The organism is Actinophytocola glycyrrhizae, assembly GCF_042653545.1.
GTDB lineage: Bacteria > Actinomycetota > Actinomycetes > Mycobacteriales > Pseudonocardiaceae > Actinophytocola > Actinophytocola glycyrrhizae.
This window is the reverse complement of the sequence record NZ_JBHSIS010000002.1, coordinates 1,019,424-1,043,947: the sequence shown is the minus strand read 5'-3', so window position 1 is coordinate 1,043,947 and position 24,524 is coordinate 1,019,424. Positions and strand designations below refer to the sequence as shown.

General features: G+C 71.7%; 23 protein-coding genes. 13 read left to right on the top strand and 10 right to left on the bottom strand.

Annotation, left to right across the window (positions count from 1 at the left end):
- The first annotated feature begins 163 nt into the window (after nucleotides 1–163).
- Nucleotides 164–1,351, top strand: coding sequence for a glycosyltransferase family 87 protein (locus tag ACFPCV_RS04680; protein ID WP_378054746.1), 1,188 nt, complete (start codon nucleotides 164–166; stop codon nucleotides 1,349–1,351).
- Between the two features lie 212 nt (nucleotides 1,352–1,563).
- On the opposite strand, the gene ACFPCV_RS04675 is transcribed toward ACFPCV_RS04680, so the two are convergent.
- Both ACFPCV_RS04675 and ACFPCV_RS04670 read right to left on the bottom strand, forming a co-directional pair.
- Nucleotides 1,564–1,992, bottom strand: a complete 429-nt coding sequence (locus ACFPCV_RS04675) for a hypothetical protein (RefSeq protein WP_378054745.1) — start codon at nucleotides 1,990–1,992, stop codon at nucleotides 1,564–1,566.
- A 442-nt stretch (nucleotides 1,993–2,434) separates the two neighbouring features.
- On the bottom strand, nucleotides 2,435–3,106 hold the full coding sequence (locus tag ACFPCV_RS04670; RefSeq protein WP_378054744.1) for an EF-hand domain-containing protein: 672 nt from the start codon (nucleotides 3,104–3,106) through the stop codon (nucleotides 2,435–2,437).
- 391 nt (nucleotides 3,107–3,497) lie between these two features.
- On the opposite strand from ACFPCV_RS04670, the gene ACFPCV_RS04665 reads away from it, so the two are divergent.
- On the top strand, nucleotides 3,498–4,523 hold the full coding sequence (locus ACFPCV_RS04665) for a peptidoglycan-binding domain-containing protein (RefSeq protein ID WP_378054743.1): 1,026 nt from the start codon (nucleotides 3,498–3,500) through the stop codon (nucleotides 4,521–4,523).
- A 67-nt stretch (nucleotides 4,524–4,590) separates the two neighbouring features.
- Here ACFPCV_RS04665 and ACFPCV_RS04660 read toward each other — a convergent pair whose 3' ends face one another.
- Nucleotides 4,591–4,914 carry a hypothetical protein gene (locus ACFPCV_RS04660; protein WP_378054742.1) on the bottom strand — a complete coding sequence of 108 codons (324 nt, stop codon included), beginning with the start codon at nucleotides 4,912–4,914 and terminating at the stop codon, nucleotides 4,591–4,593.
- 188 nt (nucleotides 4,915–5,102) lie between these two features.
- Between ACFPCV_RS04660 and ACFPCV_RS04655 the strand changes: the two genes are divergently transcribed.
- The 3 genes from ACFPCV_RS04655 (at nucleotide 5,103) to ACFPCV_RS04645 (ending at nucleotide 8,830) form a co-directional block, all read left to right on the top strand.
- Entirely contained in the window at nucleotides 5,103–7,013 is a 1,911-nt protein-coding gene (locus tag ACFPCV_RS04655; RefSeq protein WP_378054741.1) for a S9 family peptidase, read from the top strand.
- Between the two features lie 723 nt (nucleotides 7,014–7,736).
- Nucleotides 7,737–8,144, top strand: coding sequence for a phosphatase PAP2 family protein (locus ACFPCV_RS04650; protein ID WP_378054740.1), 408 nt, complete (start codon nucleotides 7,737–7,739; stop codon nucleotides 8,142–8,144).
- Complete coding sequence (locus ACFPCV_RS04645) at nucleotides 8,102–8,830, top strand: phosphatase PAP2 family protein (RefSeq protein ID WP_378054739.1); 729 nt, start codon at nucleotides 8,102–8,104, stop codon at nucleotides 8,828–8,830. Before ACFPCV_RS04650 ends, ACFPCV_RS04645 begins: the two co-directional genes overlap by 43 nt.
- Nucleotides 8,831–8,944: 114 nt before the next feature.
- Here ACFPCV_RS04645 and ACFPCV_RS04640 read toward each other — a convergent pair whose 3' ends face one another.
- The gene (locus ACFPCV_RS04640) at nucleotides 8,945–9,904 is read right to left on the bottom strand and encodes a hypothetical protein (RefSeq protein ID WP_378054738.1); all 960 of its coding nucleotides are present in this window, start codon (nucleotides 9,902–9,904) and stop codon (nucleotides 8,945–8,947) included.
- Between the two features lie 124 nt (nucleotides 9,905–10,028).
- On the opposite strand from ACFPCV_RS04640, the gene ACFPCV_RS04635 reads away from it, so the two are divergent.
- Nucleotides 10,029–11,558 (top strand): hypothetical protein, encoded by a 1,530-nt coding sequence (locus ACFPCV_RS04635; RefSeq protein ID WP_378054737.1) that lies wholly within the window; start codon nucleotides 10,029–10,031, stop codon nucleotides 11,556–11,558.
- 52 nt (nucleotides 11,559–11,610) lie between these two features.
- Here ACFPCV_RS04635 and ACFPCV_RS04630 read toward each other — a convergent pair whose 3' ends face one another.
- Complete coding sequence (locus tag ACFPCV_RS04630; RefSeq protein WP_378054736.1) at nucleotides 11,611–12,150, bottom strand: hypothetical protein; 540 nt, start codon at nucleotides 12,148–12,150, stop codon at nucleotides 11,611–11,613.
- Nucleotides 12,151–12,287: 137 nt separating this feature from the next.
- Here ACFPCV_RS04630 and ACFPCV_RS04625 point away from each other — a divergent pair, with 137 nt between their 5' ends.
- Nucleotides 12,288–13,085: a CPBP family intramembrane glutamic endopeptidase gene (locus tag ACFPCV_RS04625; protein ID WP_378054735.1), complete on the top strand. Its 798-nt coding sequence runs from the start codon at nucleotides 12,288–12,290 to the stop codon at nucleotides 13,083–13,085.
- A 33-nt stretch (nucleotides 13,086–13,118) separates the two neighbouring features.
- On the opposite strand, the gene ACFPCV_RS04620 is transcribed toward ACFPCV_RS04625, so the two are convergent.
- The gene (locus ACFPCV_RS04620; RefSeq protein WP_378054734.1) at nucleotides 13,119–14,156 is read right to left on the bottom strand and encodes an SDR family oxidoreductase; all 1,038 of its coding nucleotides are present in this window, start codon (nucleotides 14,154–14,156) and stop codon (nucleotides 13,119–13,121) included.
- Between the two features lie 150 nt (nucleotides 14,157–14,306).
- On the opposite strand from ACFPCV_RS04620, the gene ACFPCV_RS04615 reads away from it, so the two are divergent.
- Nucleotides 14,307–15,428 carry an enolase C-terminal domain-like protein gene (locus tag ACFPCV_RS04615; RefSeq protein ID WP_378054733.1) on the top strand — a complete coding sequence of 374 codons (1,122 nt, stop codon included), beginning with the start codon at nucleotides 14,307–14,309 and terminating at the stop codon, nucleotides 15,426–15,428.
- A 94-nt stretch (nucleotides 15,429–15,522) separates the two neighbouring features.
- Here the strand turns inward: ACFPCV_RS04615 and ACFPCV_RS04610 are convergent, their stop codons facing one another.
- On the bottom strand, nucleotides 15,523–16,443 hold the full coding sequence (locus ACFPCV_RS04610; RefSeq protein ID WP_378054732.1) for a universal stress protein: 921 nt from the start codon (nucleotides 16,441–16,443) through the stop codon (nucleotides 15,523–15,525).
- Nucleotides 16,444–16,579: 136 nt separating this feature from the next.
- Nucleotides 16,580–17,830, bottom strand: a complete 1,251-nt coding sequence (locus ACFPCV_RS04605; RefSeq protein ID WP_378054731.1) for an ATP-binding protein — start codon at nucleotides 17,828–17,830, stop codon at nucleotides 16,580–16,582.
- Nucleotides 17,831–17,914: 84 nt separating this feature from the next.
- Between ACFPCV_RS04605 and ACFPCV_RS04600 the strand changes: the two genes are divergently transcribed.
- On the top strand, nucleotides 17,915–19,129 hold the full coding sequence (locus tag ACFPCV_RS04600) for a tetratricopeptide repeat protein (protein ID WP_378054730.1): 1,215 nt from the start codon (nucleotides 17,915–17,917) through the stop codon (nucleotides 19,127–19,129).
- Nucleotides 19,130–19,677: 548 nt separating this feature from the next.
- Here the strand turns inward: ACFPCV_RS04600 and ACFPCV_RS04595 are convergent.
- Complete coding sequence (locus ACFPCV_RS04595) at nucleotides 19,678–19,932, bottom strand: hypothetical protein (protein ID WP_378054729.1); 255 nt, start codon at nucleotides 19,930–19,932, stop codon at nucleotides 19,678–19,680.
- 332 nt (nucleotides 19,933–20,264) lie between these two features.
- On the opposite strand from ACFPCV_RS04595, the gene ACFPCV_RS04590 reads away from it, so the two are divergent.
- The 4 genes from ACFPCV_RS04590 (at nucleotide 20,265) to ACFPCV_RS04575 (ending at nucleotide 23,962) form a co-directional block, all read left to right on the top strand.
- The gene (locus ACFPCV_RS04590; protein WP_378054728.1) at nucleotides 20,265–21,509 is read left to right on the top strand and encodes a cytochrome P450; all 1,245 of its coding nucleotides are present in this window, start codon (nucleotides 20,265–20,267) and stop codon (nucleotides 21,507–21,509) included.
- 341 nt (nucleotides 21,510–21,850) lie between these two features.
- Entirely contained in the window at nucleotides 21,851–22,381 is a 531-nt protein-coding gene (locus tag ACFPCV_RS04585; RefSeq protein ID WP_378054727.1) for a hypothetical protein, read from the top strand.
- Nucleotides 22,382–22,831: 450 nt separating this feature from the next.
- Nucleotides 22,832–23,011, top strand: a complete 180-nt coding sequence (locus ACFPCV_RS04580; RefSeq protein ID WP_378054726.1) for a hypothetical protein — start codon at nucleotides 22,832–22,834, stop codon at nucleotides 23,009–23,011.
- Nucleotides 23,012–23,023: 12 nt separating this feature from the next.
- Nucleotides 23,024–23,962, top strand: coding sequence for an ATP-dependent DNA ligase (locus ACFPCV_RS04575; RefSeq protein WP_378054725.1), 939 nt, complete (start codon nucleotides 23,024–23,026; stop codon nucleotides 23,960–23,962).
- Nucleotides 23,963–24,012: 50 nt separating this feature from the next.
- Here ACFPCV_RS04575 and ACFPCV_RS04570 read toward each other — a convergent pair whose 3' ends face one another.
- Nucleotides 24,013–24,510, bottom strand: coding sequence for a DUF421 domain-containing protein (locus tag ACFPCV_RS04570; RefSeq protein WP_378054724.1), 498 nt, complete (start codon nucleotides 24,508–24,510; stop codon nucleotides 24,013–24,015).
- Nucleotides 24,511–24,524 lie beyond the last annotated feature (14 nt).

Below are 24,524 nucleotides of genomic sequence, written 5' to 3'. Positions count from 1 at the left end.
CCGGCTGTCGGGGTCGCGCTTCCCGACGGACTGGCGGCAGCCCTCGGCAAGGGAGTGTGGCTGACAGGCACGGCTGCGACACCGGCTCACCAGGTGATCCGCGGGCGGGGATTGTCATCATGCTGGCCGTGGCTTGACCGGGTCAGCGGGGGAGGGGCGGAAGTTGGTCGCGATACGCAAGGCTGTGCTCGGCGGTCTGGTCGTGGTCGACGTCGCCGAGGTCGCGTGGGTCCTGCTGTCGTTCCGGGACGGGGTGCTCGGCAGCGCCTACCGCATGGATCTGGATGTTTACCGTGTCGCCGTGGACGTGTGGTGGCAGGGCGGTGACCTGTACGGGGAACTGCCCAGGCTGCACAACGGCAGCCACCTGCCATACCTCTACCCGCCGGTCGCGGTCGTGGTGTTGGCGCCGTTCGCCGTCGTGCCCTTCTGGCTGGCCAGCGCGGTCTTCGCGCTCGTCACGATCGTGGCGGTGGCACTCGTGCTCGTGGTGGTGCTCCGCGCGCTGGAGGTGCGCCTCACCGCGCTGCTGGTCGGTGCGCTGCTGCCGATGGCCCTGGCCCTGGAACCGGTCCGCGAGACGCTGTACTTCGGTCAGATCAACGCGCTGTTGATGGCGCTGGTGGTGGCGGACTGCCTGGTCCGCGCACCGCGCTGGCCGCGCGGCGTGCTGGTGGGCATCGCCGCGGCGGTGAAGCTGACGCCCGCGGTCTTCGTGCTGTTCTTCGTGTTCCGTGGCGACCGCCGGGCCGCGCTCACCGCCGGCGTGTCCTTCCTGTGCGCGACGGCCGTCGGGTTCGCGGTGGACTGGTCGAACTCCGTACAGTTCTGGACACACGAGGCGTTCTACTCCTCCCAGTTCCGCGGCATGTCCAACGAGATGAACCAGTCGCTCAAGGTGCTGCTGGTGCGGTTCGGGGTGGAACCCGAGGTGCTGTGGCCGCTGCTCGCGGTCGTGGTGCTCGGCGTGACCGTCCTCGGTGTGCGACGGGCGTTCGCCGCCGGATGGCCGGCGTGGGCACTGGGCCTCAACGCGCTCGGGGCGCTGCTGGTCTCCCCGGTGTCGTACTCGCACCACTGGGTGTGGATCGTGCCGATCCTGCTCACCGGCGCCGTGTTCGCCTGGCGCACCCGGCGCACCACAGCCATCGTCGCCGTCGCCGCGGGGACGCTGCTCTTCGTCCTCGCACCGCACTGGTGGTGGGACCCGAGCACACCGTGGCACGCCTGGCGCCTGCTGACCGGGAACGCCTACGCCTGGGCCGCGGCGCTCGTCCTCGTCGCCGCCGCTTCACCGCTCCGGGAACCGGGCCGTAGTCGGCGGTGGAAACCAGCCGGGGCCGACCGATGACGATCCTGGTACAGGTGAGGAGGATTTCGGAAGGGAGTTGGCGGTACCACTGACCGACGCCGAGTTGCTGCGCCGTGACGGTTCGGCAATTGGTCGTCGTCGGCCGGGGCTTCCGCTGTCGACGTCGTCCTCGGAAGATCTGGACCTGATTCCCACCGTGTGCCGGCTTTTCGCTGTTGCGAACGAGTGAGCGGTGCGGAACCGATGCCGGCTCAGCCGGGGCTGTCCCGGCTCCTCGTGTTGACGGCGAACAGCACGGTCAGCAGCACGATGGGGAGGAGCTGGGACGCGAGTTGGATGCCGGTGTCGGTGCCCGCCACCACGTGCACCTGGTGGTAGACGAGGTGCGGCACGTAGAACAGCAGCGCCGCGAGCAGGGTCACCTGGACCACGCGGAACTCCAGGGAGATCGCGGCGAACACCAGCACGGCGGTGAACGGGAGACTCATCAGGCCGAAGTCGCGCACCAGGTGCTCGTTGTACGGCGGGAACAACGTCAGCCACGCTTTGCCCGCGGTCGGGAAGGTGGTGTAGAACGACCGGGGCCAGCACGCCGCCCAGAGTCCGGGTACCCCCTGCGTGACCGCGACGACCAGCAACCCGAGCCGGAGCCAGGTCCGGCGGGGCACACTCGGGTTCACCGGCCGCTGCCAATGGTCACGGCCTCGGGCTGCCGGTCCGCCACGAGATCCGCGGCACGCGAGCGGCCGCGGTCCGCCAACCGGTCGAGCGCACGGTTCAGCGGCTCCACGCCGCCGTCGGGGCAGGCCGGGCGGCGAACCGGGCACGCAGCCGCAGCCGACCCGACGGCCCGTCTTGCGACACGGCCGCCGGGTCGGCCACGAGGGTGGCTGAGGTGGACGACAATGACTCTCGCCGGTACACCGTCCTCGACTGACGGCCCCATCAGGGCGTACGGCTGGGATCGCACGTCGATGTCGAGTGAGCGCTCCTGAATGGGTGGCTGGCGTGACCCGGAGCCGTGATCGCCATGGCTTTCAAGGAACGCTCCGAACTGGGGCGACGATCGGTGTTTCCGGTGTGGACGGACAGCGCCGATCGCGGTGGTTGGCGGCGCGGTCCTCAGAGCAGTTCGAAGTCGCTCCTGCCGAGGTGGAAATCGACGCAGGCCTGCAACAGTTCTTCGGTGCTCAGTTCGCTGTCGGCGTCGGTGTCGATCCGGTCGAAAGCGTCCCTGGCCTGTGCACTGTCCGTGCCGACCGCCTTCAGCCAGTTCATGAACTCCTCTCGGGAGATCTTGTCGTTGCCGCTTCGGTCCGCGAGCGCGACGACGGCCTGGACCATGGGCCGCAGGTGCTGCTTGAGGATGTGCTCGTCACTCTCCATCCACTTCTGCGCCGCCTGGTTGAACTGGTCGTAGCTGATCGGCCCGGAGCCGGCCCCACCGTCCCTTGCGATGTCGGAGCACATGCCTGCCAGGGCCTTCTTCAACTGGGTGGCCTTCGCCGAGTTGGCGTCTTCCCCCATCTGCCGGGCGACCTTGTCCGCCTCGCGCTCGAAGTCCTCCCGCGTCAGACTGCCGCTGTGGTCGGTGTCCCACCGCTCGAACCGGCGCTTCAACCTTTGCTGCACATTTTCCTGTGACGTGATCGCGGTCATGTATGCTTCCTTCTGCGATGGCCGAATAAATCGGCGTCGGCATTGTTGTCCCGCCGGAAACAACCGAGGTGGCCGGAATTCGGACCATGATTGGCCGCGGTGGGGCAAATCATGGTCCGATTCGCGGACGATCACTCGGATATTCGGAGTCTAACCACACTGAATTCGACTAGTCGAGCCGAATCTATGACGTCACTCGAAAGATCGTGGGCCGGCGAACAGGGGCGTCCAGTCGTCACGCAGCGCCCAGTCGCCGGGCGCCGTAACGGGTGAATAACCAATCGGGAAAGTGGATGAGGCCGCCGCGATCACACTGACGGCGACCATGCGTCGGTCGACGGTGGTTGTTCTCGCCGGTTGGTTCGGGAAACTTCGGCCGGTGGGCCAGATGCCGGGCGCAGGCGTGGTCCGGCGGGCTCAGGCCCGGAAGTGGGCGCCGCGTGGTCCTGAAGGCTGCCCTTTCGGGACGGACACGGACCGGGCGCGCCGGTCATCGTGGACGAACTCGATGAAGGGGTGCGTGGCCATGACCCGACCGACCGTCCAGCAGAACGACTTCGACAACAACGATGTCCGGCTGCTGCAGCAGATGTTGCGCGACATGCACTATCCCGTCGGCAACATCGACGGGGACTTCGGTCCCATCACCGAGGCAGCGCTCATCGGGTACCAGAGGGACCACATGATCGGTGATCCCGAGGGCGTGTGCGGGGTGAACACCTGGGCCGCGCTGGCGGCGCAGTTCGGGGACCTCGACGGCCTGCGGACCGAGGAGAGCGTCACCGACTACGTCGACGACACCTACGGCACGGCGCACAGCTCGATGGATCCCCAGGAGCAGCTCGACGCACTGGCCGCCGCCGCCAACGAGCAACTGGCCGCCGCCGGGGTGCCCTACGTGCCGATCGCGTTCGGCGACGCCGGGACGAACTGGGCCGTCTTCGACTGGCGGCCGTGGGCGGTCACCGTCAACCGCGACCTGTACGTCAAGGCGCAGGACAGCGGCGAGGCCGTCGAGAACATGGACACGATCTACCACGAGTCGCGCCACAGCGAGCAGTGGTGGACGATCGCGCGGCTGCTCGCCGGGCTCTACGACATGGACGGGGCCGCCATTCACGCCCGCACCGGGTTGAACCTGGACATCGCCAACCTGGGCGCCGCCGACCCGATCCTGCAGTCGAACACCAAGACGATGGCGGCGATCGCCTGGTACGAGCAGAACTTCGGCGTCTCCCCGGTCCCGGCGGGCGTCGACGCGCCAAGGGAGGCCGACGCGGGCGCCACGGGCGGCAGCGTCAAACGGCAGGTGAAGGAGTACGTCGAGGGTGGGCCGGCGACGGGTCGCCGGGTCCTGCGCCGCGACGACGAGGACGCGAGCGAGATCCGCTACCTCCAGGAACTGCTGATCTACCGCAACTTCACGCCGGGCAGCGTGGACGGCGACTTCGGCCAGCGGACCGAGGCCGCGGTGAAGGCCTTCCAGGCGAGCAGGGGCCTCGACGACGACGGACTGGTCGGCCGGCTCACGTGGGAGGCACTGCTGCCGTGACCCGCCCACCCGCCCGTACCCGCCGACGAAGGCCCGGACACGGCTGTCGCGTTCGGGCCTTCGTCGGTCACGCGTCCGGGTTCTTTGTGCCGTGGCCGAGGCGCAGTGCCGAGACGAGGAAGAAGACGCCGCCGGCCGTGGCGTAACCGGCCAGAACGGACAGCGCGGCACCGTCCTGGGCCGCCTGCAGGATGAACGCCGTGCCGGCGACGGTGGAGATGGCGCCGCTGAGGATCATCGGCCACTGGCCGCCCAGCGCGGTGCGCCTGGTGCCGACGAAGAGCTGGATGATGCCGGACACGATCGCCCAGGTGCCCCACACGCGGAGGATCGCGGGTATCCCGGTCGTGGCGGCGATGGCGAGACCGGCGGCGGCGACCAGGCTGACCACCTCGTCAGCTTCGCGAGGGCACTGGACGGGCACGGTGACGGCGAGGCCGTGCGTCGCTGTCCGGGTGCGTTACCGGGTGGCGGCGGCGACCGTGGTGTCGATCAGGTACCACCCGATGCACGCCGTCCGAGGCAGAGTCGAAGGCGAACCACACCGTTGGTGCTGGCCGACGGTGAGAAGGGGACCCCGTGGACGAAGTGCCGTCGAGGTTGACCGCCGAGCTGGTGGTGGACGGTCACGTGCCGTCGTCGCCGAGGTTGTCGCCGGACGGGCGGTGGGTGGTGTACGTGGTGTCTCCGATGGGACGGTCCGGCGAGCACACGGTGAGCGAGCTGTGGGTCACGGCGGTCGATGGCGACGTCGCACCGTGGCGGCTGGCCATCCCGCCCGCCCACCTCTCCGCACCGCGCTGGGCGGCCGGCTCCGATGCGATCTTCTTCCTGTCGGACCACGCGAACCGTGGTGCGCCGCAGCTGCACCGCGTCGGGTGTGCCGGCAATGCCGTCGAGGTGCTGACCCAGTGGCGGGTGGGAGTCCAGGAGCACCGTCCCCTCGTCGACCCCCGCGTCGTCGCGGTCATGGCGCCCGACGAGGAGCGTGATCGGGCCGCGGTGCGGGTGCGCAGCCGGGCCCGCCCGGCACGCCTGTGTCTGCTGGACCTGCGGACCGGCCGGATCGACGTGGCGGGCGCGTTCGGCGATCGGCACGTCGTCGACGCGGTCCAGCGCCCCGACGGTGGTCCGGTAGCCGTGCTCACCTGGTCGGCGCCCGACCTCGACCCCGGGCTGGTCCACCCCGCGCTGCACCTGCTGGACCTGTCCTCGGGTCAGGTCCGCGACCTCGGCCCGGTGCCTGCCGGCGCGCACTCACCGGTGTGGTGGCGGGGCGAGGACTGGCACCTGTCCTACCTGGCGCTGACGCCGCCCGGCCTGCACGCGGGAACCGCCGTGTTCGACCTCGCGTCGCCCGGTACCGCACCGGCGACACCACCCCGGAACCTGACCGCCGGGATGCCCGCGTGCCCTGCGGAGTTGGTGCAGGTCGACCGGGACGCTCCGCTGGTGCTGGTGGCCGACGGACTGGACACCGGCATCCACCGGCTCACCCCCGGCGGGCTCGCGGAGATCGCACGGACCAGGGGCCTGGTCAAGCACCTCAGCACGAACCGGGACGGCGACGTCGTCGCGGCAGTCGTGAGCAGGGCCGACGAGCCGCACGACGTACTGGCGGGCCCGCTCCACGGCCCACTTGCTCGCCGCACCGACACCCGGCCCGAACTGCGTGACATCCGGTGGGGCACCCAGCAGCGGCTGGGTTACCAGGCCTCCGACGGCCTGCTCCTCGACGGTCTGCTGATCCTGCCGCCGGGCCGTACCCGGCAGGACGGTCCCTTCCCACTGGTGACCATCGTCCACGGCGGTCCCGACGACCGGTACGCCGACGAGTTCATGCTGCACTGGGCGCCGTCCGGGCAGTGGCTGGCGCACGCGGGCTACGCGGTGTTCCTGCCCAATCCCCGCGGCGGGCAGGGCCACGGCCATGACTTCGCGGCAAGCGTCGCCGGCGCCGTCGGCCAGCAGGAGTTCACCGACATCCTGACCGGCATCGACCTGCTGACAGCCGACGGTGTCGCCGACCCGGGCAGGCTGGGCATCGGCGGCTGGAGCCACGGCGGTTTCATGGCGGCGTGGGCGGTCGGCCACACCGACCGGTTCGCGGCCGCCGTGATGGGTGCGGGAATCAGCGACTGGGGGCTGCAGGCCGCCGCGGGCGAATGGGGTGCCTTCGACGCCGCCCTCGGCGGCAGCACCGGATGGGAAGGCACCGGCCCGCACCGGCACGACCGGCTCAGCCCGATCTCCTACGCCTCGGCCATCCGCACCCCGGTGCTGATCGTGCACGGTGCCGAGGACACCAACGTGCCGCTCGCCCAGGCGGAGTACTTCCACCGCGCACTTCGCCGGTTCGACGTCGAGCACGAGTTCGTCGTGTACCCCGGGGAGAACCACCGCCTCCAGGAACGCGACCACCAGATCGACCTGCTCCACCGCACCCGCGCCTGGTTCGACCGATGGCTTCAGCCACCTGCCGGGACCTGACCGCGACCGAACCACCGCAACGTGCCCGCTGCCCGAACCCTTCTCCGAAGCCGACTGCCGCGGCCGTGCGGGCCGCGGGCGACAGGATGTCGATTCCGTCATTTCCCGCTCAGGACGAATGATCCCGGCCCAGCGGGGGCAGTCACGGTCCATCCCGAACGGATGAGAGGAGATCGTGTGCGCAGCTTCCTTGCCAGGCCAGACCGGTAGCCGGACAGCGTGGCCGTCCTGTCGTCGTCACCGGTCGCACGAGGTCGGTGACGCCCGCGCGCTCGCTCCGGTCGCCCATGGCTCGGTCCACCGGCACCGTGGGAAGGAAGAGAGTGTCTTCTGCCACTCAACATTCGCGTCTGGGTCCACTCGAACGGTTCACGCTCCGCAGCGCTGTCGCGCTGGTGGTGGTGGCCGTGCTCGGTGTCGGGTTCGGCCTCCTGGCTGTGCTCGTGCGCCTGCGCTCCTCGCCGTTGGGACGTCTGGACCAGGCGGTGGCCGACGCGCTCAACGAGCCGGTGGCAGCAGAAGGTGTGCTCCAGCGCGCGCTCGCCGCGGTCACCGACCTCGGCGGCACGACCATGCTGCTGTGGGTGCTGGCGATCGGCGTGCTGTGGCTGCTGGTCCGTCGCCAGCCGAGGCTGGCCATCCTCGTCGCCGTGACCGCTGCGGGCGGGATGATTCTCAACTGGGTGGAAGGAGCTCGTCGGGCGGCTGCGGCCGGCGGTGGACATGCCCGTCTACACAGCGCCCGGCATGAGCTTTCCCAGCGGCCACGCGATGAGCTCCCTCGTCTCGTACGGCGTCCTGCTCCTCGTGTTCACCCCCTTGTTGCGACCCGCAACGCGTCGCGCCACGATCGCGGTCGTCGCGACGCTCGTGTTCGTCATCGGGTTCACGCGGATGGCGCTCGGCGTGCACTACCTCAGTGACGTGGTCGCGGGCTGGTTGCTCGGCTGCCTGTGGCTGTTGCTCACGACCTTCGCTTTCCGCCGCTGGCGACAGGAAGCACACGTTCCGGCCGCCGGTCCCTGCCCGGGGAGGTGCCGCCGGAGGACGTGGCCGACCTCCGGCCGGTGCCCGACCACCATCGGCGAGTGCTGCACCACCCCTGGCAGAGCCTGGGCGTGCTCACCGTGACGTGGGTCCTGCTGATCGGAGCGCTGGCGGGGCTTGGCACCTTGCTCAGCCGCACGAGCGGACCCGCGCTCGGCTGGGACCGCGCGGTGGTGGCGTGGCTGGCCGGGCACCGCGACCCCACGCTGACCGCGGTGCTCCACCACGTCGGCCAGCTGGGCAGCACCCGCATGGTCATGCTCGCCGTCCTGGTCGCCGCCCCGCTGGCGGTCGCCATCACGCGCACCTGGCAGCCCGTGCTCCTCCTCGCCGTCGGCCTGCTCGGCGAACTGACGTTGTTCCTCGCCACCACAGCGATCGTCGACCGGCACCGCCCCGACGTCCCCCAGCTCAACCCGAACCTGCCACCCACGTCCAGCTTCCCCTCGGGACACGTCGCCGCCACGCTCGTCGTCTACACCGGCATCGCGCTGCTGGCCCACCGCCTCCTCCGTTCGTGGTGGCGCTGGCCGCTGGTCGCGGCCGCGGCGGCCGTGCCCGTCCTCGTGGCGGTCCAGCGCCTCTACGCGGGCGTCCACTACCCGACCGACATCCTCGGTTCCGCGCTGCTCGCCCTGCCGTGGATCCTCGTCTGCCGGCACGTCCTCAGAACCGAGGACAGAACCGGTCGTCCGCACAGCGGGTGGAGGCGGACGACGGGAGAGGGGGCAATCTCGATCCCGCCGCCCACCGGCGGGCCTGGCGCGTGAGACGCAGGCCATGAACTGGGTTCCACACCGGTGGATGCACCCGTCGGACCAGACCAAACCCTTGTGACCAAACGGAAACAACGACGCGACGAAGGGACCCCCCGGTTCGCGGACTCACCTTCTCCTGCCACGCAGGCCGTTGAGGAGCCGCGCCGCCGTCCGCGCGTCGTCCACGGTGACGACGAACTTCCTGCCCGACGTGCGCGTGATGACCAGCGCCGGTCCCTGGCGCAGCACGAGCCCACTGGCGCCGGGGACGACCCGGTAACCCCAGCCGCCGAACTGGGCCGGGGTGACGTCCTCCGCCACCGCCGACTCGATCTCGTCCATCCCGACCCGGAGCCGGGGCCACCCGAACGGGGTGAACCGCACCCGCACCCCGTGCTCGTCGGCGGTGACCGTGGCACTCGACAGCAGCGAGAGCAGCAGCCCGGCCACGGCGAGCGGCACCCCGGCGCCCCAGCCTGCGCTCCATCCCAGCAGCAGACCAGCCAGCAGCAGCACGACCCCCAGCACGACCAGCCACGGCGCGGTGATCGACCGCGACCATTCGACGTGTTCGGCCGGCCCGAGGTCCATGGTCGGCGGCTCGCGGTCGCCGGGTGGCGGGGTCGCGCTCCTCGGCGCCACCAGGGCACCGACCGCCCCCGTCACCACAGCGGCGCCAAGGGCGTAGAGCAGCACCACCGCCGACATGGTGACGGCCGCCGGTTCCGGTGCGTCGATGTTGCTCACCACCACCATGAACAGGACGACACCGAGGAACCCCGCCAGTGCCCATGACACGGCGACCAGCAGCCGAGGCATGTCCCACCGGGAGATCCGCGTGCCCGAGGTCGAACGGTTGGTGAGCCCGAGCACCACCGACAGCACGAGCCCGGCACCGATCGTGGTGACGAGCATCGCGGGACGGCTCATGTCGTCGGTGACCGAGCCGTCGAACGCGAACCGGGTCGCCATCCGCTCGGGCAGCCGGTCCCACGCGACCAGCATCGTCAGCGCGGCCGGTGCCACGGCCAGCAGTTGCGGAGCGCCGGCCAGCAGGGTCGGGCGCAGTGTGGGACGGTGAGCCATCGCGACCTGCCAGGTTGTTGCGGGGTGACCATGACTACCGGCGGTGTTCGCGACCTTCGTCGTGTGCCGCCGGTGCTGCTCTGGTACGCGTTGAGTGTCCGATACCTTTCGTCCTTGGAGGACCATGGTCTCCCCGCCGCCGCGGTTCCGCTCGCTGATGCTGGTGGCGGTCGTCGCCGCCCTCGCCGCCTGCACGACGCCGGCGGCCGGTCCGTCGGCCACCACCGAACCGCCTGAGCTGACTGCGGAAGTGACGCCGCCGCAAGGGAAGACGACGGTGCTCGACGCGCCGCCCGGTGTGGGTGCCGCGATCGCGGTCAGCGCACAGCTGTTCCGGCGCGCACCACTGGTGGTCGTGGTGGCGGAAGGCGACGCGAAGGGCATGGCCACCGCGTCGGCCGTCGCCGGAAAGGCCGGGGCGCCGGTGCTGCTCGCGGCGCCAGGACCGGCACGAGACCCGCTGCGGCGGGAACTCGCGCGCCTGTCACCCCGCGCGATCGTGGCGGTGGGCGGGGCGGCGCGCGAGTCCGTGCGGTCCAACGGCACCGACGCACCGGTGTTCGGCGTCGAAGGTACCGGCGCGGCTCCCGAACTGCCCGCGGACCTCCCGCACGTCGTGCCGCCGACCCCGGTGGCGGTCACGGTGCTCGTCGACCGCGCGCGTGACGACGCGGCCGCGGTGGCGACCGCACGTGCGGCGGGTGCGGCGGTCGTCGCGGTGCACGGCACCGACCCCCGTGCCGACCCGGCGGCGATCGAGGCGCTGCACGCCGCCCCGCCCGGTGCGGTGCTCGCGGTGGGCGGCGCGTTCGGCCCGGCGGAGCGTCTCCGCTCGCGGCTGACCGTCGCGGCCACCGGGGGCCAGTTGCCGGGTGGCGGGCAGGTCGTGCTGAGCGGCAGGCGGCTCGTCTGCCTCTACGGCCATCCCGGCACGGCGTCCCTCGGCGTGCTCGGTGAACAGGGCGTCGACGCCGCCGTCGACCGTGCGCGGCAGGTCGCCAAGGAGTACGAACCGTTCAGCGACGTGCCCGTGGTGCCCGCGTTCGAGATCATCGCGACCGTCGCCCAGGGCAGCGCGGGGGCGGACGGCGACTACTCCGGGGAGGCGAGCGTCGAGTCGCTGCGACCGTGGGTGGAACGAGCGCGCGAGACCGGCCTCTACGTCCTGCTGGACCTGCAGCCCGGCCGTGCCGACCTCACAGCGCAAGCGCGGCGGTACGAACCCCTGCTGCGCATGCCGCACGTCGGGCTCGCGGTGGACCCGGAGTGGAAGCTGGGCCCCGATCAGCTGCCGCTCCAACAGATCGGCGGGATCGACGCCGCCGAGATCAACCGGACCGCCGCGTGGCTGGCCGCACTGACCGCCGAGCACGCGCTGCCGCAGAAGCTGCTGGTGATCCACCAGTTCCGGCTGTCGATGATCCGGAACGAGCACGCCCTGGACACCAGCCACGACGAGCTGTCGTTGTTGATCCACATGGACGGGCAGGGCACGACGGCCCAGAAGAACGCCACCTGGCGCGCCGTCGTGAATGCCCGGCCGGAAGGCATGCCGTTGGGTTGGAAGAACTTCTACGACGAGGACCACCCGATGCTCACCCCGGCACAGACCATGGCGCACGAGCCGAAGCCGCTGATGATCACCTACCAGTAGGGCCGCGTTGCGGGAACGGCTCGGCGGCTCTGCCCCAGCGCCGCTCCGGCGCTCACCCACCAGGGGAGTCCACGCTGAGGCTGTCGGCCATCAGGAACGCCTCGTCGGCGAACACCTCGTACATCGCCGACTCCGCGAGGCCGTACGTCTCGGACATCTCGTCGTAGGAGAAGCGGCGCACGGTGCCCTCCGCGGTGACGACGTCCCCTTGTTCGAACGCCGGCTGGTCGGACCGGTACAGCACGAGAAGGCTCTCGTCGCCGTAGTCGTTCGCGTTGAGGACCACCGACTCGTCGGTCAGATCCGTCTCGACGGCCGCGGTCACCGTTACGGTCTCACCGACGTACTCGGAGTCGGCGAAGTACTTCTCCTGCGGGGCGGTGGTCTCGGCGGTGGTCTTGGTGGTCTCCTCGTTGTCGACCGCTCCGCCGTCCGACTCGTCGGCGCAGGCGGACACCGCCATGGTGGCGAGCGCGACCGTCACGGTGGCGGCGCGGCGGAACACGTGTGCGGGCATGTCGTCCTCCTCCTTCTCGGAACCGTCACCGGACGTGCCCGTCAGGCCACGACGGAAACCTGACAGTTCCGTCATCTCGGTCGCCGTCCGGCGGTGGCGGGGTAGCCGGTCTGTCGGCGGAGAGGAGCGGTTGCCATGAGAGAACAGGAGTACCGGTGCCTGGACGAGCGGTTGCGCCCGGCCAGGATCGTTCGCGGCGCGGGGAGGTAGGCATGGCACGACCTTGGCAGTCGGCGCCGCCGGAGGACTGGGCGAGCGCCGGCTCGCGCGCCGGCACAGGCAGGGGAGCGGGGTGGCGCATGCTGTCGGTGTTCCTGGTCGCGCAGGTCGCGCTGCTCGCGACGGCGTTCTTCGTGCTGGTCCCGTTCGCGGTCAACGATTCCGCGTTCCTCCGGGACGGCAGGCTGGGGACCTGGCCACTGATCGCGTTGCTCGTGGTGCCGTCGGTGACGGCGGCGCTCGTGGCGGTGGCGGGCACGGCCTGGTTCGGTCCGGGAACGAGGCCGGCACGTGTGCGCAGGGAACTCGCGCTTCGCTGGAGCAGGCGCGACGCCGGGCGGGGCCTGGCGATCGGCGCGGGCGGCCTGCTGCTCACGATTCCCGCCGCGGTGGTCTGGGCGAGCTGGATCGGGAGCGAACAGGCCACCTCGGCGGTCGGCGCGGCCTTCGGCGACCGGCGCCTCGGACCCCTCGCCGCCGGGCTGATGTTCCTGGTCGTCTGGCTCGTCGCACCGCTCGCCGAGGAGGTGCTCTTCCGCGGCGTGCTGTGGCGCGCGTTCGAGCACTGGCGGTGGAACCGCTGGCTCGTCTTCGCGGTCACGAGCGCGGTGTTCTCGGTGGCCCACATGGAACTGCTGCGCACACCGCTGCTGCTGGTGCTGTCGATCCCCATCGGGCTGGCCCGGCTGGTCACCGGGAACCTGCTGACCTGCGTCGTCGCCCACCAGGTGAACAACTTCCTGCCGGCCCTCGCGTTGCTGCTGGCGGCGACCGGGGCGCTGCCGTCCTGATCAGGCGACCGCCCCGCCGGCCGCACGACATGCTCATCCGCTCCTGCGGGACCGCCAGGTGAGCACGCCTGCCACCGCGGCCCCGCCGAGCGCGGTCGCCGCGAGCGTGCCGTGGTGCTGGGAGGCCCACAGCTGGGGGCTGTGCGCGTGGGCGCGGTCGTCGAACCGGCCGTGCGCGCCGTGGTCGGTGCCGGCGACGTCGTCGACCGGCTCCCAGAGGTTCGCCGTGCCCTCCGGCGGCAGCTCCGTGGTCTGCTGGGCACGGTAGCCGGTGCGGGCGAGGTAGCGGTCCACCAGTCCTGGGGCGATCTTGTTCGCCAGCAGGGTGAGCACGGTCGAGGCGCCGACCCAGTACTCGCGGCGGGGGTGGGCCGCGGCGTGCACGATGGCGCGGGCCGCGACCTCGGGCTGGAAGACCGGTGTCACCGGCTGGGGGTGCTTCGGCAGGCGGGAGAGGACCCAGTCGAACTGCGGCGTGTTGATCGCGGGCAGCTGCACCATGGTGACCGCGACACCACTGCGTTCGTGCCGCAGCTCGCAGCGCAGCGCCTCGGTGAAGCCCTGGATCGCGTGCTTGGCGCCGGAGTACACGGCCTGCAGCGGCATGCCCCGGTACGCCATCGCCGACCCGGTCTGCACGATCACGCCCCGGTCCCGCGGCAGCATCCGGTTCAGCGCCACCCTGGTCCCCCACACGAACCCCAGATAGGTGACGCGGGTGGCGCGTTCGAACTCTTCGGGTTCGGCGTCGGTGAACGGCGCGAACAGCGTGCTGAACGCGACGTTGACCCACACGTCGATGGGCCCGAGCTCTTCCTCGACGCGCGTCGCGGCCGCGTCGAGCGCCGCGTGGTCGGACACGTCGACGGGCACCGCGAGTGCCCGGCCACCGGCCTGCTCGACATTCTTCGCGGCGGCACGCACACCGGTCTCGCCCCGCGCCAGCAACGCGACCGCCGCACCCTGCTCGCCCAGCAGGCGTGCGGTCGCGCGCCCGACGCCGCCGCTCGCCCCGGTGACCACCACGACCTTGTCCCGCAGTTCAGAACCGCCCGCCATCGCAGCGCGCACCTCCCTCTCCTTCGCGTCGGTGCCCGCGGCGTACCCCGGCCGGTCCGTTCCGAACCTGACGATCCGCTCGTCCTCGGTTCGAGGAGTTTGCCCCGTGTCCCGCCGGGCACACGGCACACGGCGGATCGAGCGGCTCGGGGAGGAGGCGGAATGGCAGACGTCACGGTCGACGCCGTCCGGGTGCACGCGTTCACGGTGCCCACCGACGGCCCGGACGGACGGGAGAGCGACGGCACCCTGGAATGGGACTCGACGACCATGGTGCTCGTCGAGGTCGACGGCGGTGGCCGGACCGGGATCGGCTACACCTACGGCAACGTGTCGGTCGCGACCTTCGTCGAGTCCGCGCTCGCCGGTGTCGTGCTCGGGGCCGACGCCATGGCACCGGCGGCGGCCTGGCACGCGCAGCAGACCGCCATCCGCAACGCGGGCCAGTCCGGGGCAGGCGCGATGGCCGTCAGCGCCGTGGACGTCGCGCTGTGGGACCTCAAGGCACGGCTGCTGGACCGGCCGCTGTACCAGGTTCTGCCGTCCTTCCGGGACCAGGTGCCGGTGTACGGCAGCGGCGGGTTCACCAACTACCCGCACTCCCGGCTCACCGGGCAACTGGCGGACTGGGTGGACCAGGGCATCCCCCGGGTGAAGCTGAAGACCTCCCGTGATCCCCGGGCGGACCCGGCGCGGCTGTCGGCGGTCCGCGAGGTCATCGGCACCGGCCCGGAACTGTTCGCCGACGCCAACGGGGCCCTGTCCCGCAAGGCCGCCCTGTACTGGGCCCGCCGGTTCGCCGACGAGTGGGGGGTGTGCTGGTTCGAGGAGCCGGTCAGCTCCCAGGACGTGACCGGCCTGCGGGTGCTGCGCGACCAGGGGCCGCCGGGCCTGGACATCGCCGCGGGGGAGTACGCCTTCGTGCTGCGTGACTTCGAGGACCTGCTGTCGGCGGGCGCCGTGGACTGCCTGCAGGCCGACGTGACCCGCTGCGGTGGCGTCACCGGTCTCGCGCAGGTCGGTGGCGCGGCCGCCGCCCGGCAGGTGGACGTGTCCGCGCACTGCGCTCCGTCGGTGTCCGCGCACGCGTTCTGCGCGGTGCCGCACCTGCGTCACCTCGAGTACTTCCACGACCACGTGCGGGTCGAGCGGCTCGCGTTCGACGGCACCCTCCTGCCGGTCGATGGCGTGCTGCGCCCCGCGCGGGACCGCGCGGGGCTGGGCCTCGACGTGCGCTGGGCCGACCTGCGGCCCTACCGGGTGCACGGGCCGGAGCGGAACTGACACCGGAGAAGCACCACAGAGGAGTGTGGTCGCGCGGCGGTCGAGCGCGACGATTCCTACCGGGTGCCTCCCGCCACGACCGGGTCCGAGCGGGTCACGGGACCACGGCGACCGGGCACGACGCGTGGTAGAGGGCCGCGTGACTGACCGAGCCCAGCAGGGCACGGCGAACCGGGCCGCGGCCCCGGCTGCCGACCACCAGCAACCTGGCCGTCCCGGCCTGGTCGAGCAGTGCGCGGGCCGGGCGGTCGTGCACGACGTCGACGCGCACGCTCACCTCGGGGTGCCGTTGCCGCTCCTCGCGGAGGACGTACTCGTCGATGCGCTCAGCGACCTCGTCGGTGTCGGACCCGAGCTCCCACAGCCCGAGCGTGGCCAGCACGTCCAGGGGTGAGTCCGACCAGGCGTGCACGACCCGCAGGGGGCAGTCGTGGCGGGCGGCGAACTCGAACGCGAAGCCCACGGCGTTGTCGGCCGCCTCGGTGCCGCCCGTGCCGAGGACCACCGGCGCGTCGGCGTCCCTGCCCGTGTGGTCGCCGCGGACCACGACCACCGGCCGGCCGGCGTCGTGCACCAGCTCCGCGGTGGTGGACCCGAGCACGGCCCTTGGCAGCGCGCTGAGCCCGGTCGCGCCGACCACCAGCAGGGCCGCGTCGCGCTGGTCCGCTGCCGCGAGCAGCACCGCCGCGGCCCGGCCCTCCCCGGCCTCGGTGTCCACCGCCAGCCCGGGTACCCGGGTGCGGCACTCGTCGGCCAGCGCGGCCAGTTCCTGCTCGGCGTGCTCGCGGACCCGGTCGTGGGCGAGCAGCTCGGCCGGGCCCAGACCCGTGGCCGCCGCCGCTCCGCCTGGTGTGACCACCGGTCCCCACGCGTGGGCCACGGTCGGCACCGGCGCCCCGTGCGCCCGCACCAGCGTCAACGGCCGGTCCCGGCGCCGCGCCTCGTCCGCCGCCCACCACACCGCGTCCCGCGCGCGGTCCGAGCCGTCGAAGCCGACGACCACTCCGTTCGGCATGCCGGTCACCTCGTCCCTGTTCTCGCTGACGTCCGACCTGCCGGGTTGGTCCGCGGACGCGGGCGCAAACCCGGCGAGGGCATCGGTAAGGAACTCGTCAGGTGGCCCTCGCCGTCATCCGGGCGTGAGGAGTACGTCAGCGACGGCGCTTCCTGAGGTATCCCGCCAGTTCGTCGTACTTGCCCGACTCGTTGCCGTACAGGGCGTAGTTGCGCGCGGTCTCCAGCCAGTCGTCGATGCTCGGGCGCACGGTCCGGGTCGCGTCCTCCAGATGCCGCTGCGTGATCGGCTGGAGCCGGCCAGAAATCATCGACTCGTCCATGGCCGACTCGGTGCCCTGCTCGCAGATGAGGGCGAGGTCGGCGCCGGACAGGCCGTTGGTGGCCTTCGCCACCCTGGCCAGGTTCAGGTTCTCCGCGGGTTTCCCACGCAGGTGGAAACGCAGGATCGCCTCCCGTGCCGCACGGTCCGGGGGCGGGACGAGCACGGTCCGGTCGAACCGCCCCGGCCGCAGCAGCGCCGAGTCGATGTCCCACGGGTGGTTGCTCGCCGCCAGCACGAACACGCCCTCGTTGTCGGTGGCGGCGCCGTCCAGCTCGGCCAGCATCTGGTTCACCACGCCACGCATGGCCGAGCCGCCGCCGCGCAGGTGCGACCGCTTCTGGCCCAGCGCGTCCATCTCGTCGAAGAACAGCAGGCAGGGCCGGTTGCGGCGAGCGGTGTCGAAGATCGACCGCAGGTTGCGCTCACTGCTGCCGATCCACATGTCCAGTACGTCGCTCAGACCGATCTCGTAGAAGCGGGCGCCGAGCTCACCTGCCAGCGCCCGCGCGATGAGCGTCTTGCCGCAGCCGGGCGGTCCCCACAGCAGGAGGCCACCGCGCAGCGACTTGCCGAACCGCAGCCGCAGCTCCGGGTTGTGCAGCGGCGACAGGAACGACAGGTGCAGCCGCTTCTTCACGTCGTCGAGGCCGCCGACGTCCGCGAGCGTGACGCCTGCCGTGCCGAGGGTGCCGATCTCCGGTTCGGCGACCGGCTCGGAGTCCGACCACCGGCCGAGCAGCTCGTCGGCGGTGTCCGGGATCGCGGCGGCCGCGGTACCCGGTGCCACCGGCGCGGCCGGTTCTCCTGATCGCAGCGCGTTCGCGAGCCGGGTGTACGAGGTGGCCCTCGCCTCGTCCCCGGCTGCCTTCGCGGCCGCGGCCGCGGTGCGCAGGGCGGTGGTGTTGTCCGGTTCGCCTGCCAGCACGGTGGTCGCGTGGCTCAGCGCGTCCCCGGCCCTGCCCGCGTCGAGCAGCAACTGTGCCAGGTGGAGCCGTACCGGATGGTTGCCGGGGTCGGCGGCGAGCGTGTCGATCAGCGCCGCGATCACCGCATCGTGCGTCACGTGCGGCACGGTACCGGACGTTTCCTTGTTGACCGGCGGAGTCGGTGCTCTCTACCGTGTGCGCGAACTCGGAGGGGGAGCACCATGAGCGAGGTCGTGCAGACCGCCCTGCAGCGTGGCGTCGCGCTGCTCGATCTCGGCCGCGCCAGGGAGGCGGAGACGCACCTCCGCACGGCGCTCACCACGGACCCCGGCGACCCGATGACGATCACACTGCTCGCGGACGCGATGCGGCGGCAGCAGCGGTACGACGAGGCCGTGGAGACCGGCCGGTCCGCGCTCGCGGCCGATCCCGGGTACGTGCCCGCGTACTCCGTGCTCACCGCCTCCCTCGCCGGGCAGGAGCGGTACCCGGAAGCACACGACGTGATCCGGCGCGGGCTCGCGCTGGCCCCGGAGGCGGCCGCGCTGCACCTGCAGGAAGCCGGTGTCCTCCTCGGACTGGAGCGGGACACCGAAGCGCTGGCGAGCATCGACCGGGCCGTCCGGTTCGATCCCGAGAACGCCGAGGCCCACGCGGTACGGGCCGCCACCCACGTCCGGCTGCGCCGGTACGACGAGGCGACCGCCGCCGTCGACGAGGCGCTGCGCCTGGACCCGGAGAACGCCGAAGCGCACCGGGTCCGTGGCGTCATCGCGCTGCACCGGGGCGGCGGCAAGGAGGCCGTGGCCGCGCACCGCGCCGCCCTGCGCCTCGACCCGAACGACTCCTACAGCCGCGACGGTCTGTCCACCGCGCTCAAGACCCGCAACCCCCTGTACGGCTGGCTGCTGCGGTTCGGCCTGTGGCTGGACACGCTGCCCAAGGGCGTGCGGATCGCGGTGCTGCTGGCACCGTTCGTCCTCACCCGGGTACTGCGGCCGTACGAGGACCAGGCGTGGGCCACGGTCCTGATCGTCGTGGTGGCCGCGCTCGCGCTGCTGAGCTGGACGCTGGAGCCGCTGATGAACTGCGTGCTGCTGCTCGGCAGGGACCGCCACCTGCTGACCCGCGACGCCAAGCGCGCCACGTACGGGTTCCTGGTGTTCGCCGTCGCCGCGGTCGCGTGCGTGGTGACCGGGCCCGCGCAGCTGACCGCGGTCGCGTTCGGTTTCGGCCTGTGGGCGATGGCCACGGGGACGGCGCACCTGCTCGATCCCGGTCCGCGCAAGGTGGTCGGCATCGGCGCGGCGGCGGCGGCGCTCGTCGGCGCGATGGCGGTCGCGGCCGTGCTGGTCGCCGCACCTGGCGCGACCGTCGCAGTGGCGGTCCTGCTCCTCACCGGCGTCGCCGCGCTCTGGTTCAGCGCGTTCAGCTGAGCCGTTCGTCCCCTCCGCATCTGCTCGCGACAGCGTGGTGGCGGTGGTGCCTGCCGTCGGAGTTCCGTGGAGGTGTTCCTGCTGGCGCGGTCCAGGAACACTGGGTCCGCACCGGCGACAACCACGTCGCCGTGCGCCGCGGCCTCGCCGAGACCGGCGGCGTGATCACCTCCGCGGCCTGATCATGGTGTGCGTGTTCGCGAGCTTCGTCCTGGTCGACAACCCGACCGTCAAGATCTTCGGTCTCGGTGTGACGACTGCCATCGTCGTCGACGTCACCATCGTCCGCTGCCTGCTCGTGCCGGCCACCATGGGTCCTGCTCGGCCGGTGGAACTGGTGGCTTCCGCACTGGCTCGACCGGCTCCTCCCACCCGTGCTCGACCACCGCGACTCCGCACCCACTCATGCGGTGGACCACCGGCCCCGCACGGACGGCCGACCACGTGCGCGGGGCCGGACTGCCCGGCAAGGAACGGCGCCGGCCCGTGCCCCTGTGGCCAAAGCTGGTGAGACGCCAGGAAGATGACGCCCCCGGTCGTCGTCGGGGTCAGGCGCCCAACTGGTCCGCCATCGCGCTGAGGGTGACGGCGAGGCGCTGCATCTCCGGCAGCGAGGTGCCCTGCTGCCCGGCCTGGTCGAGCAGGGTCCGGCGGGAGGTGAGGAACAACGTTCCCCGGTACTCCTCCGCCTCCTGTTCGCGAGCGGGGATCACCAGCGGCTTGCCCTGCCGGAGCACCATGACCGGGTCCTCCTGGTCGGAGTCCAGCAGCTGCCGTACGTCATCGACGTCCACCGTGCTCATGCCTGCCCCCGTTTCCGTCCAGCCTCTGCTTCGTGTCTGCCCACTCGTCGCGGGTGAGTCACCTGCCTTGCCGCCCAGGACCCGGGGTGGGTGGTGGCGGTCCGCTCCCGCCTCGGCCCGCCACCACCCGGGAAGGACCGGCAAGGTGTTCGTCGGCCCGAGTCGTTGCCCTGGTCAGGAGCCCGGCCCGGACGTCTGGCTCGCGGCGTCCCTCCTGGCGGACGGAGAGGTACCCGCCGTGAACAGGGGCAAACCACGGTCCCCTCGGGGCAGCGGGTGTGGTGCCTGCCTCCGTTCGTTTGGCGGTGTCCGTGCGGGGCACACCGCCTCGCATGCGACGTTCCCGTGGTGTGCTCGACAGTTCGATGGCCGCGTTGCTCGAGGGCTACAGCTGGCTTCCCGTCCGCCGGGAGCGGTCCGCGTCCGGTGTGGCGCGGACCAGGGTGCTGGGTCAGCGCGCGGTGGGCCTGTGCGGCCCGGACGCGGCGCGATTCTTCTACGACGAGGACCACATCCGCAGGCACACGGCGATTCCGTGGCCGGTGCAGAACACGCTCTTCGGCCGGGGTGCGGTGCACACCCTCGACGGTGACCGGCACCGCGCCCGCAAGAACATCTTCCTCGAGGTGGTGACCAGGGAGTCCGCGGAGACACTCGCCGGCATGGTCGCCACCGCGTGGGACGACGCGGCGGCATCGTGGGAGCCGGGACGGCCGGTGGTGCTGTTCGACGAGGCGAGCCGGATGATCACCCGCGGCGTGTGCCGCTGGGCCGGGATACCGCTCACCGAGCCCGACGTCCCGGCCGTCGCGGGGGACCTCGTGGCGATGGTCGACGGCTTCGCCACCCCCGGTCCCCGGCACTGGCGAGCCCGTCTGGCCAGGGGCAGGCGGGAGGCTTGGCTGAGCCGGCTGGTGACCGGTGTCCGCGACGGGGGCATCAGTCCGACCGCGGGCTCCGCGCTCGAGGTGGTGAGCAGGCACCGGGAGGTCGACGGCGAGGAGCTGTCGCCCCGGCTGGCGGCGGTCGAACTGCTCAACGTCATCCGCCCGACCGTGGCGGTCTGCTGGTTCGTCGCCTATGCGGGACACGCACTGCACCGGTGGCCGCAGCACCGGCAGCGGTTGCTGGCCGGGGACACCGGGTTCGCCACGGCCTTCGCCCACGAGCTGCGGCGGTTCTACCCGTTCGCGCCGTTCGTCGGCGGCCGGGCGGCCCGGGATCTGACGTGGCGCGGCGAGCACATCCCGAGGCACGCGATGGTGCTGCTCGACCTGTGGGGCCACAACCACGACGAGGAGCTGTGGGGCGACCCGTACACGTTCCGGCCGGAACGCTTCATGGGGCACGACATCGGTCCGTTCGAGCTGGTGCCGCAGGGCGCCGGTGATCCCCACAGCAACCACCGCTGCCCCGGCGAACCCTCGACGGTCTCGGTCCTGCGCACCCTCGCGGTGCGCCTGGCCCGCCTGCACCACGACGTGCCCGAGCAGGACCTGACGATCTCGCTGCACCGCGTCCCGGCACGGATCAGGAGCGGGTTCGTCTTCGCCCCCGGCCGCCCGGTCAGCTCCTGACGGGATCGGTCAGGGGGTGCCGAAACGGCGAGCCGGATGCCATCTCGGTTGAGCGACCCAGAACCGGGCACCCACCCCCATGGCACACGACCGAGGACGTACCGAGCACCCGGAAGAACCCGCCGAGGGCGGCCGCGAGGAAGGCGAAGAGGCCGAGGCCCGCGTACGGGAACAGCAGCAGGACGACGCGGCGGAATGACCCGCGCGCGGGTCGCAGCCCGCGAGTCTCTGCTCCTGTCCGGCCGGGGTCGCACCCGCCGATGGCCGGTTGGCAGGAGGGCGACCGAACGCGACGCCGGTGTCGTCGCGGGTAGACCCCGGGCGGCGGGGTATCCGGGCGCATGATGAGACGAGCCCTGTGGGAGGGCCTGGTCGCAGGCGGTGCCGGGGTGCTGGTGATGACGTTGGGGGAGAAGGTGGAGCAGGGCCTGACCCGACGCCCGGACTCGCACGTCCCCGCGCGGGTGCTGCAGCGGCTGACCGGGATGCGGGAACGGCCGGGGCGGCAGCCGGTGCCGGTGAACTGGGCGATGCACTTCGGGCAGGGCATCGTGCTCGGTGTGCTCCGCTCGGTGATGGCGCACGCCGGACTGCGCGGGCCATGGGCGTCGGCGAAGTTCGCCGTCGTCCGGCTGACCAACGACCAGATCCTCGAGAACATGACCGGGGTGGGCGCCCCGCCGCCGACGTGGCCCCGGAAGGAGTTGGTGGTGGACCTGTTGCACAAGACCGTGTACGCCGTCGCCACCGGTGCCGTCGCCGACGCACTGGCCGCCAGGAGCGGACCTGGGCCGGGTGGCAGGCACGCCGCGTTGCGCCCCGGCCGCCACGCGAACGTGGGGCCACTGCCGCGCGGCACCCGTAACAGGTAACGCGCCCGCCCGCACCCGCCGCAGGATGGCAGTGCCGTGAATGGGCCGTTCAGGGCGCTCAGCGCCCTGAACGCGCCTTTCAGGGCATTGCCACGCCGTCAACGCGAACCAGGGCGCTCCGCGCCCGACCCCGCGAAGCGGGAATCGGCCCCCTTGGCGCGGTGTGATAGCCCGTAGGGAGGTCGACGGGATGGCAGGCAGACCCGCCCAAACCGCCGCGAACAGCCCCTCCGCCACCCCGGAGACCTGCCGTCCGGCGAGGACCAAACCCACCAAACAGGCAACCCGGACCAGGGATCCGACGAGACCAGCGAACGCCCTCCAGACCAAGCGCCGACCACGGAGCCGCGCCGACGGTCCAATGAGGATGGCGAGGCTGGTTTCGAGGTGCGGTCCGCGCCTCCTGAGCGCAGTATGTCTACTTGGGACACTGCGAGCAGGTGAGCGGACATGGCGGACGAGGCGAGGGCGATCAACATCGTGTTCGACGGGCCGCCGTCGCACGAGGGGCCTCGGTTCGTCGAGGTCGAGGACGATGCCGGTCGTTCGATCCGGGTCGGCGAGTGGGTGCCGCGCGACGACGGTTACTGGGCGTTGCGGATCCGGTGCTCGTGCGAGGCGGACGGGTAGGGGAGCGCCGCGGTGGCGGTGCTGCGCCCGCCGGTCGGGCTGGTGCTGGCTCGGGAGGCCCGTGAGCTTCCCGCGCCCGGTTCGGGTTGGGTGTACGAGCCGAAGTTCGACGGGTGGCGGGCGGCGCTGTTCGCCGCCGACGGGATCGTGCAGTCGCGGCGGAACAACGACCTGGCGCGGCGGTTCCCCGAGATCGCCGCCGCGGCGCGCGTGGTCGGCGATGTGGTGGTCGACGGCGAGCTGGTGGCGCTGCGAGACGGGCGACTGGACTTCGGGTCGCTGGCCGTCATGCCCCGCGCACGGGTGGAGGCGGGGGTGATCGTGTACTTCATCGGGTTCGACCTGCTCGCGCAGGGCGGCGAGGACCTGCGCGCGGCACCGCACGTGGTGCGGCGGCAGCGGCTCGTGCACGTGTTCTCCTCGGCCGTGCCGCCACTGCAGCTGGCGCCTTCGACCGGGGACCTCGCCCTCGCGGCGCAGTGGATGCGGCCCGAGGTCGCTGACCTGGGGATCGAGGGGGTCGTCGCCAAGAGGTGCCGGTCGCCGTACCAGGCCGGGCGAACGGGGGACTGGGTCAAGATCCGGCAGAAGGTGATGGTGGACGCCGTGGTCGTCGGTGTCGCCGGCCCCGTCGCCCGACCGGAGGCCTTGGTGCTGGCCCGGCCCTGCACCGATGGAGCCCTTCATCCGATCGGGCTCTCGCTGCCCCTGCCGCCGCAGCTCCGGGACCAGACTGCCGCGTGGGTACGCCCGACGGGTGAGCCGCGCAGACGGTTGCCAACGACCGTCCTCGGCCACCGGGGGACCGAGTATCAGCCGGTCGAGCCGACACTGGTCGTCGAAGCGGAAGCCGAAGCCACGGTCGTCACGTTCAGCTCGCGCCTTCGGCCACGGATCCACCGGCTGCGCGCGGATCTGGTGCCCTCGGATCTGCCGCCCGCGCCGAGGTGACCGGCGCGGTTCCGGAGGGGTCATGCAGACGACCGAGCCCAGGTCGGGCGTCAACGGCCCTCGTCGGTGTCCCGGTGGTCCGCTTCTCGGTCCAGGGCAGTGCGTTCACTGGCGGGAATGATGCTGATGGTGCCGGAGGTCTCCAGGATCGCGTACTCGATCTGTTCCAGCTTCAGCAGCCCTTGCGAGCTGCGGGCGGCGACGAGGACGTCCTCGACGGCGATGTGTTCCTTGCGTAGCCGGTCCATGAGCAGCCTGCCGTGCTGTACGAGCACCAAGGGGGTGCCTTCGGTGACCTTGGAGAACCCGCGGGAGTGGAACTTGAGGATGTCGGCGGCGCGGTCGAGCAGCACCAGCGTGGCGACGACCAGAATCGACGTCGTCACCGAGAAGTCGTCGCCGAGCAGCGCCTGTTGGGTGGCTTCGCTGATGATCAGCAGCAGCACCAGGTCGATGGTCGACAGCTCGGCCATCGTCCGTTTGCCCATCATCCGGAACAACACCACGATGACCAGGTAGATGATCAGCGCGCGAAACACGCTGTCCATGGCACCTCCTCAGC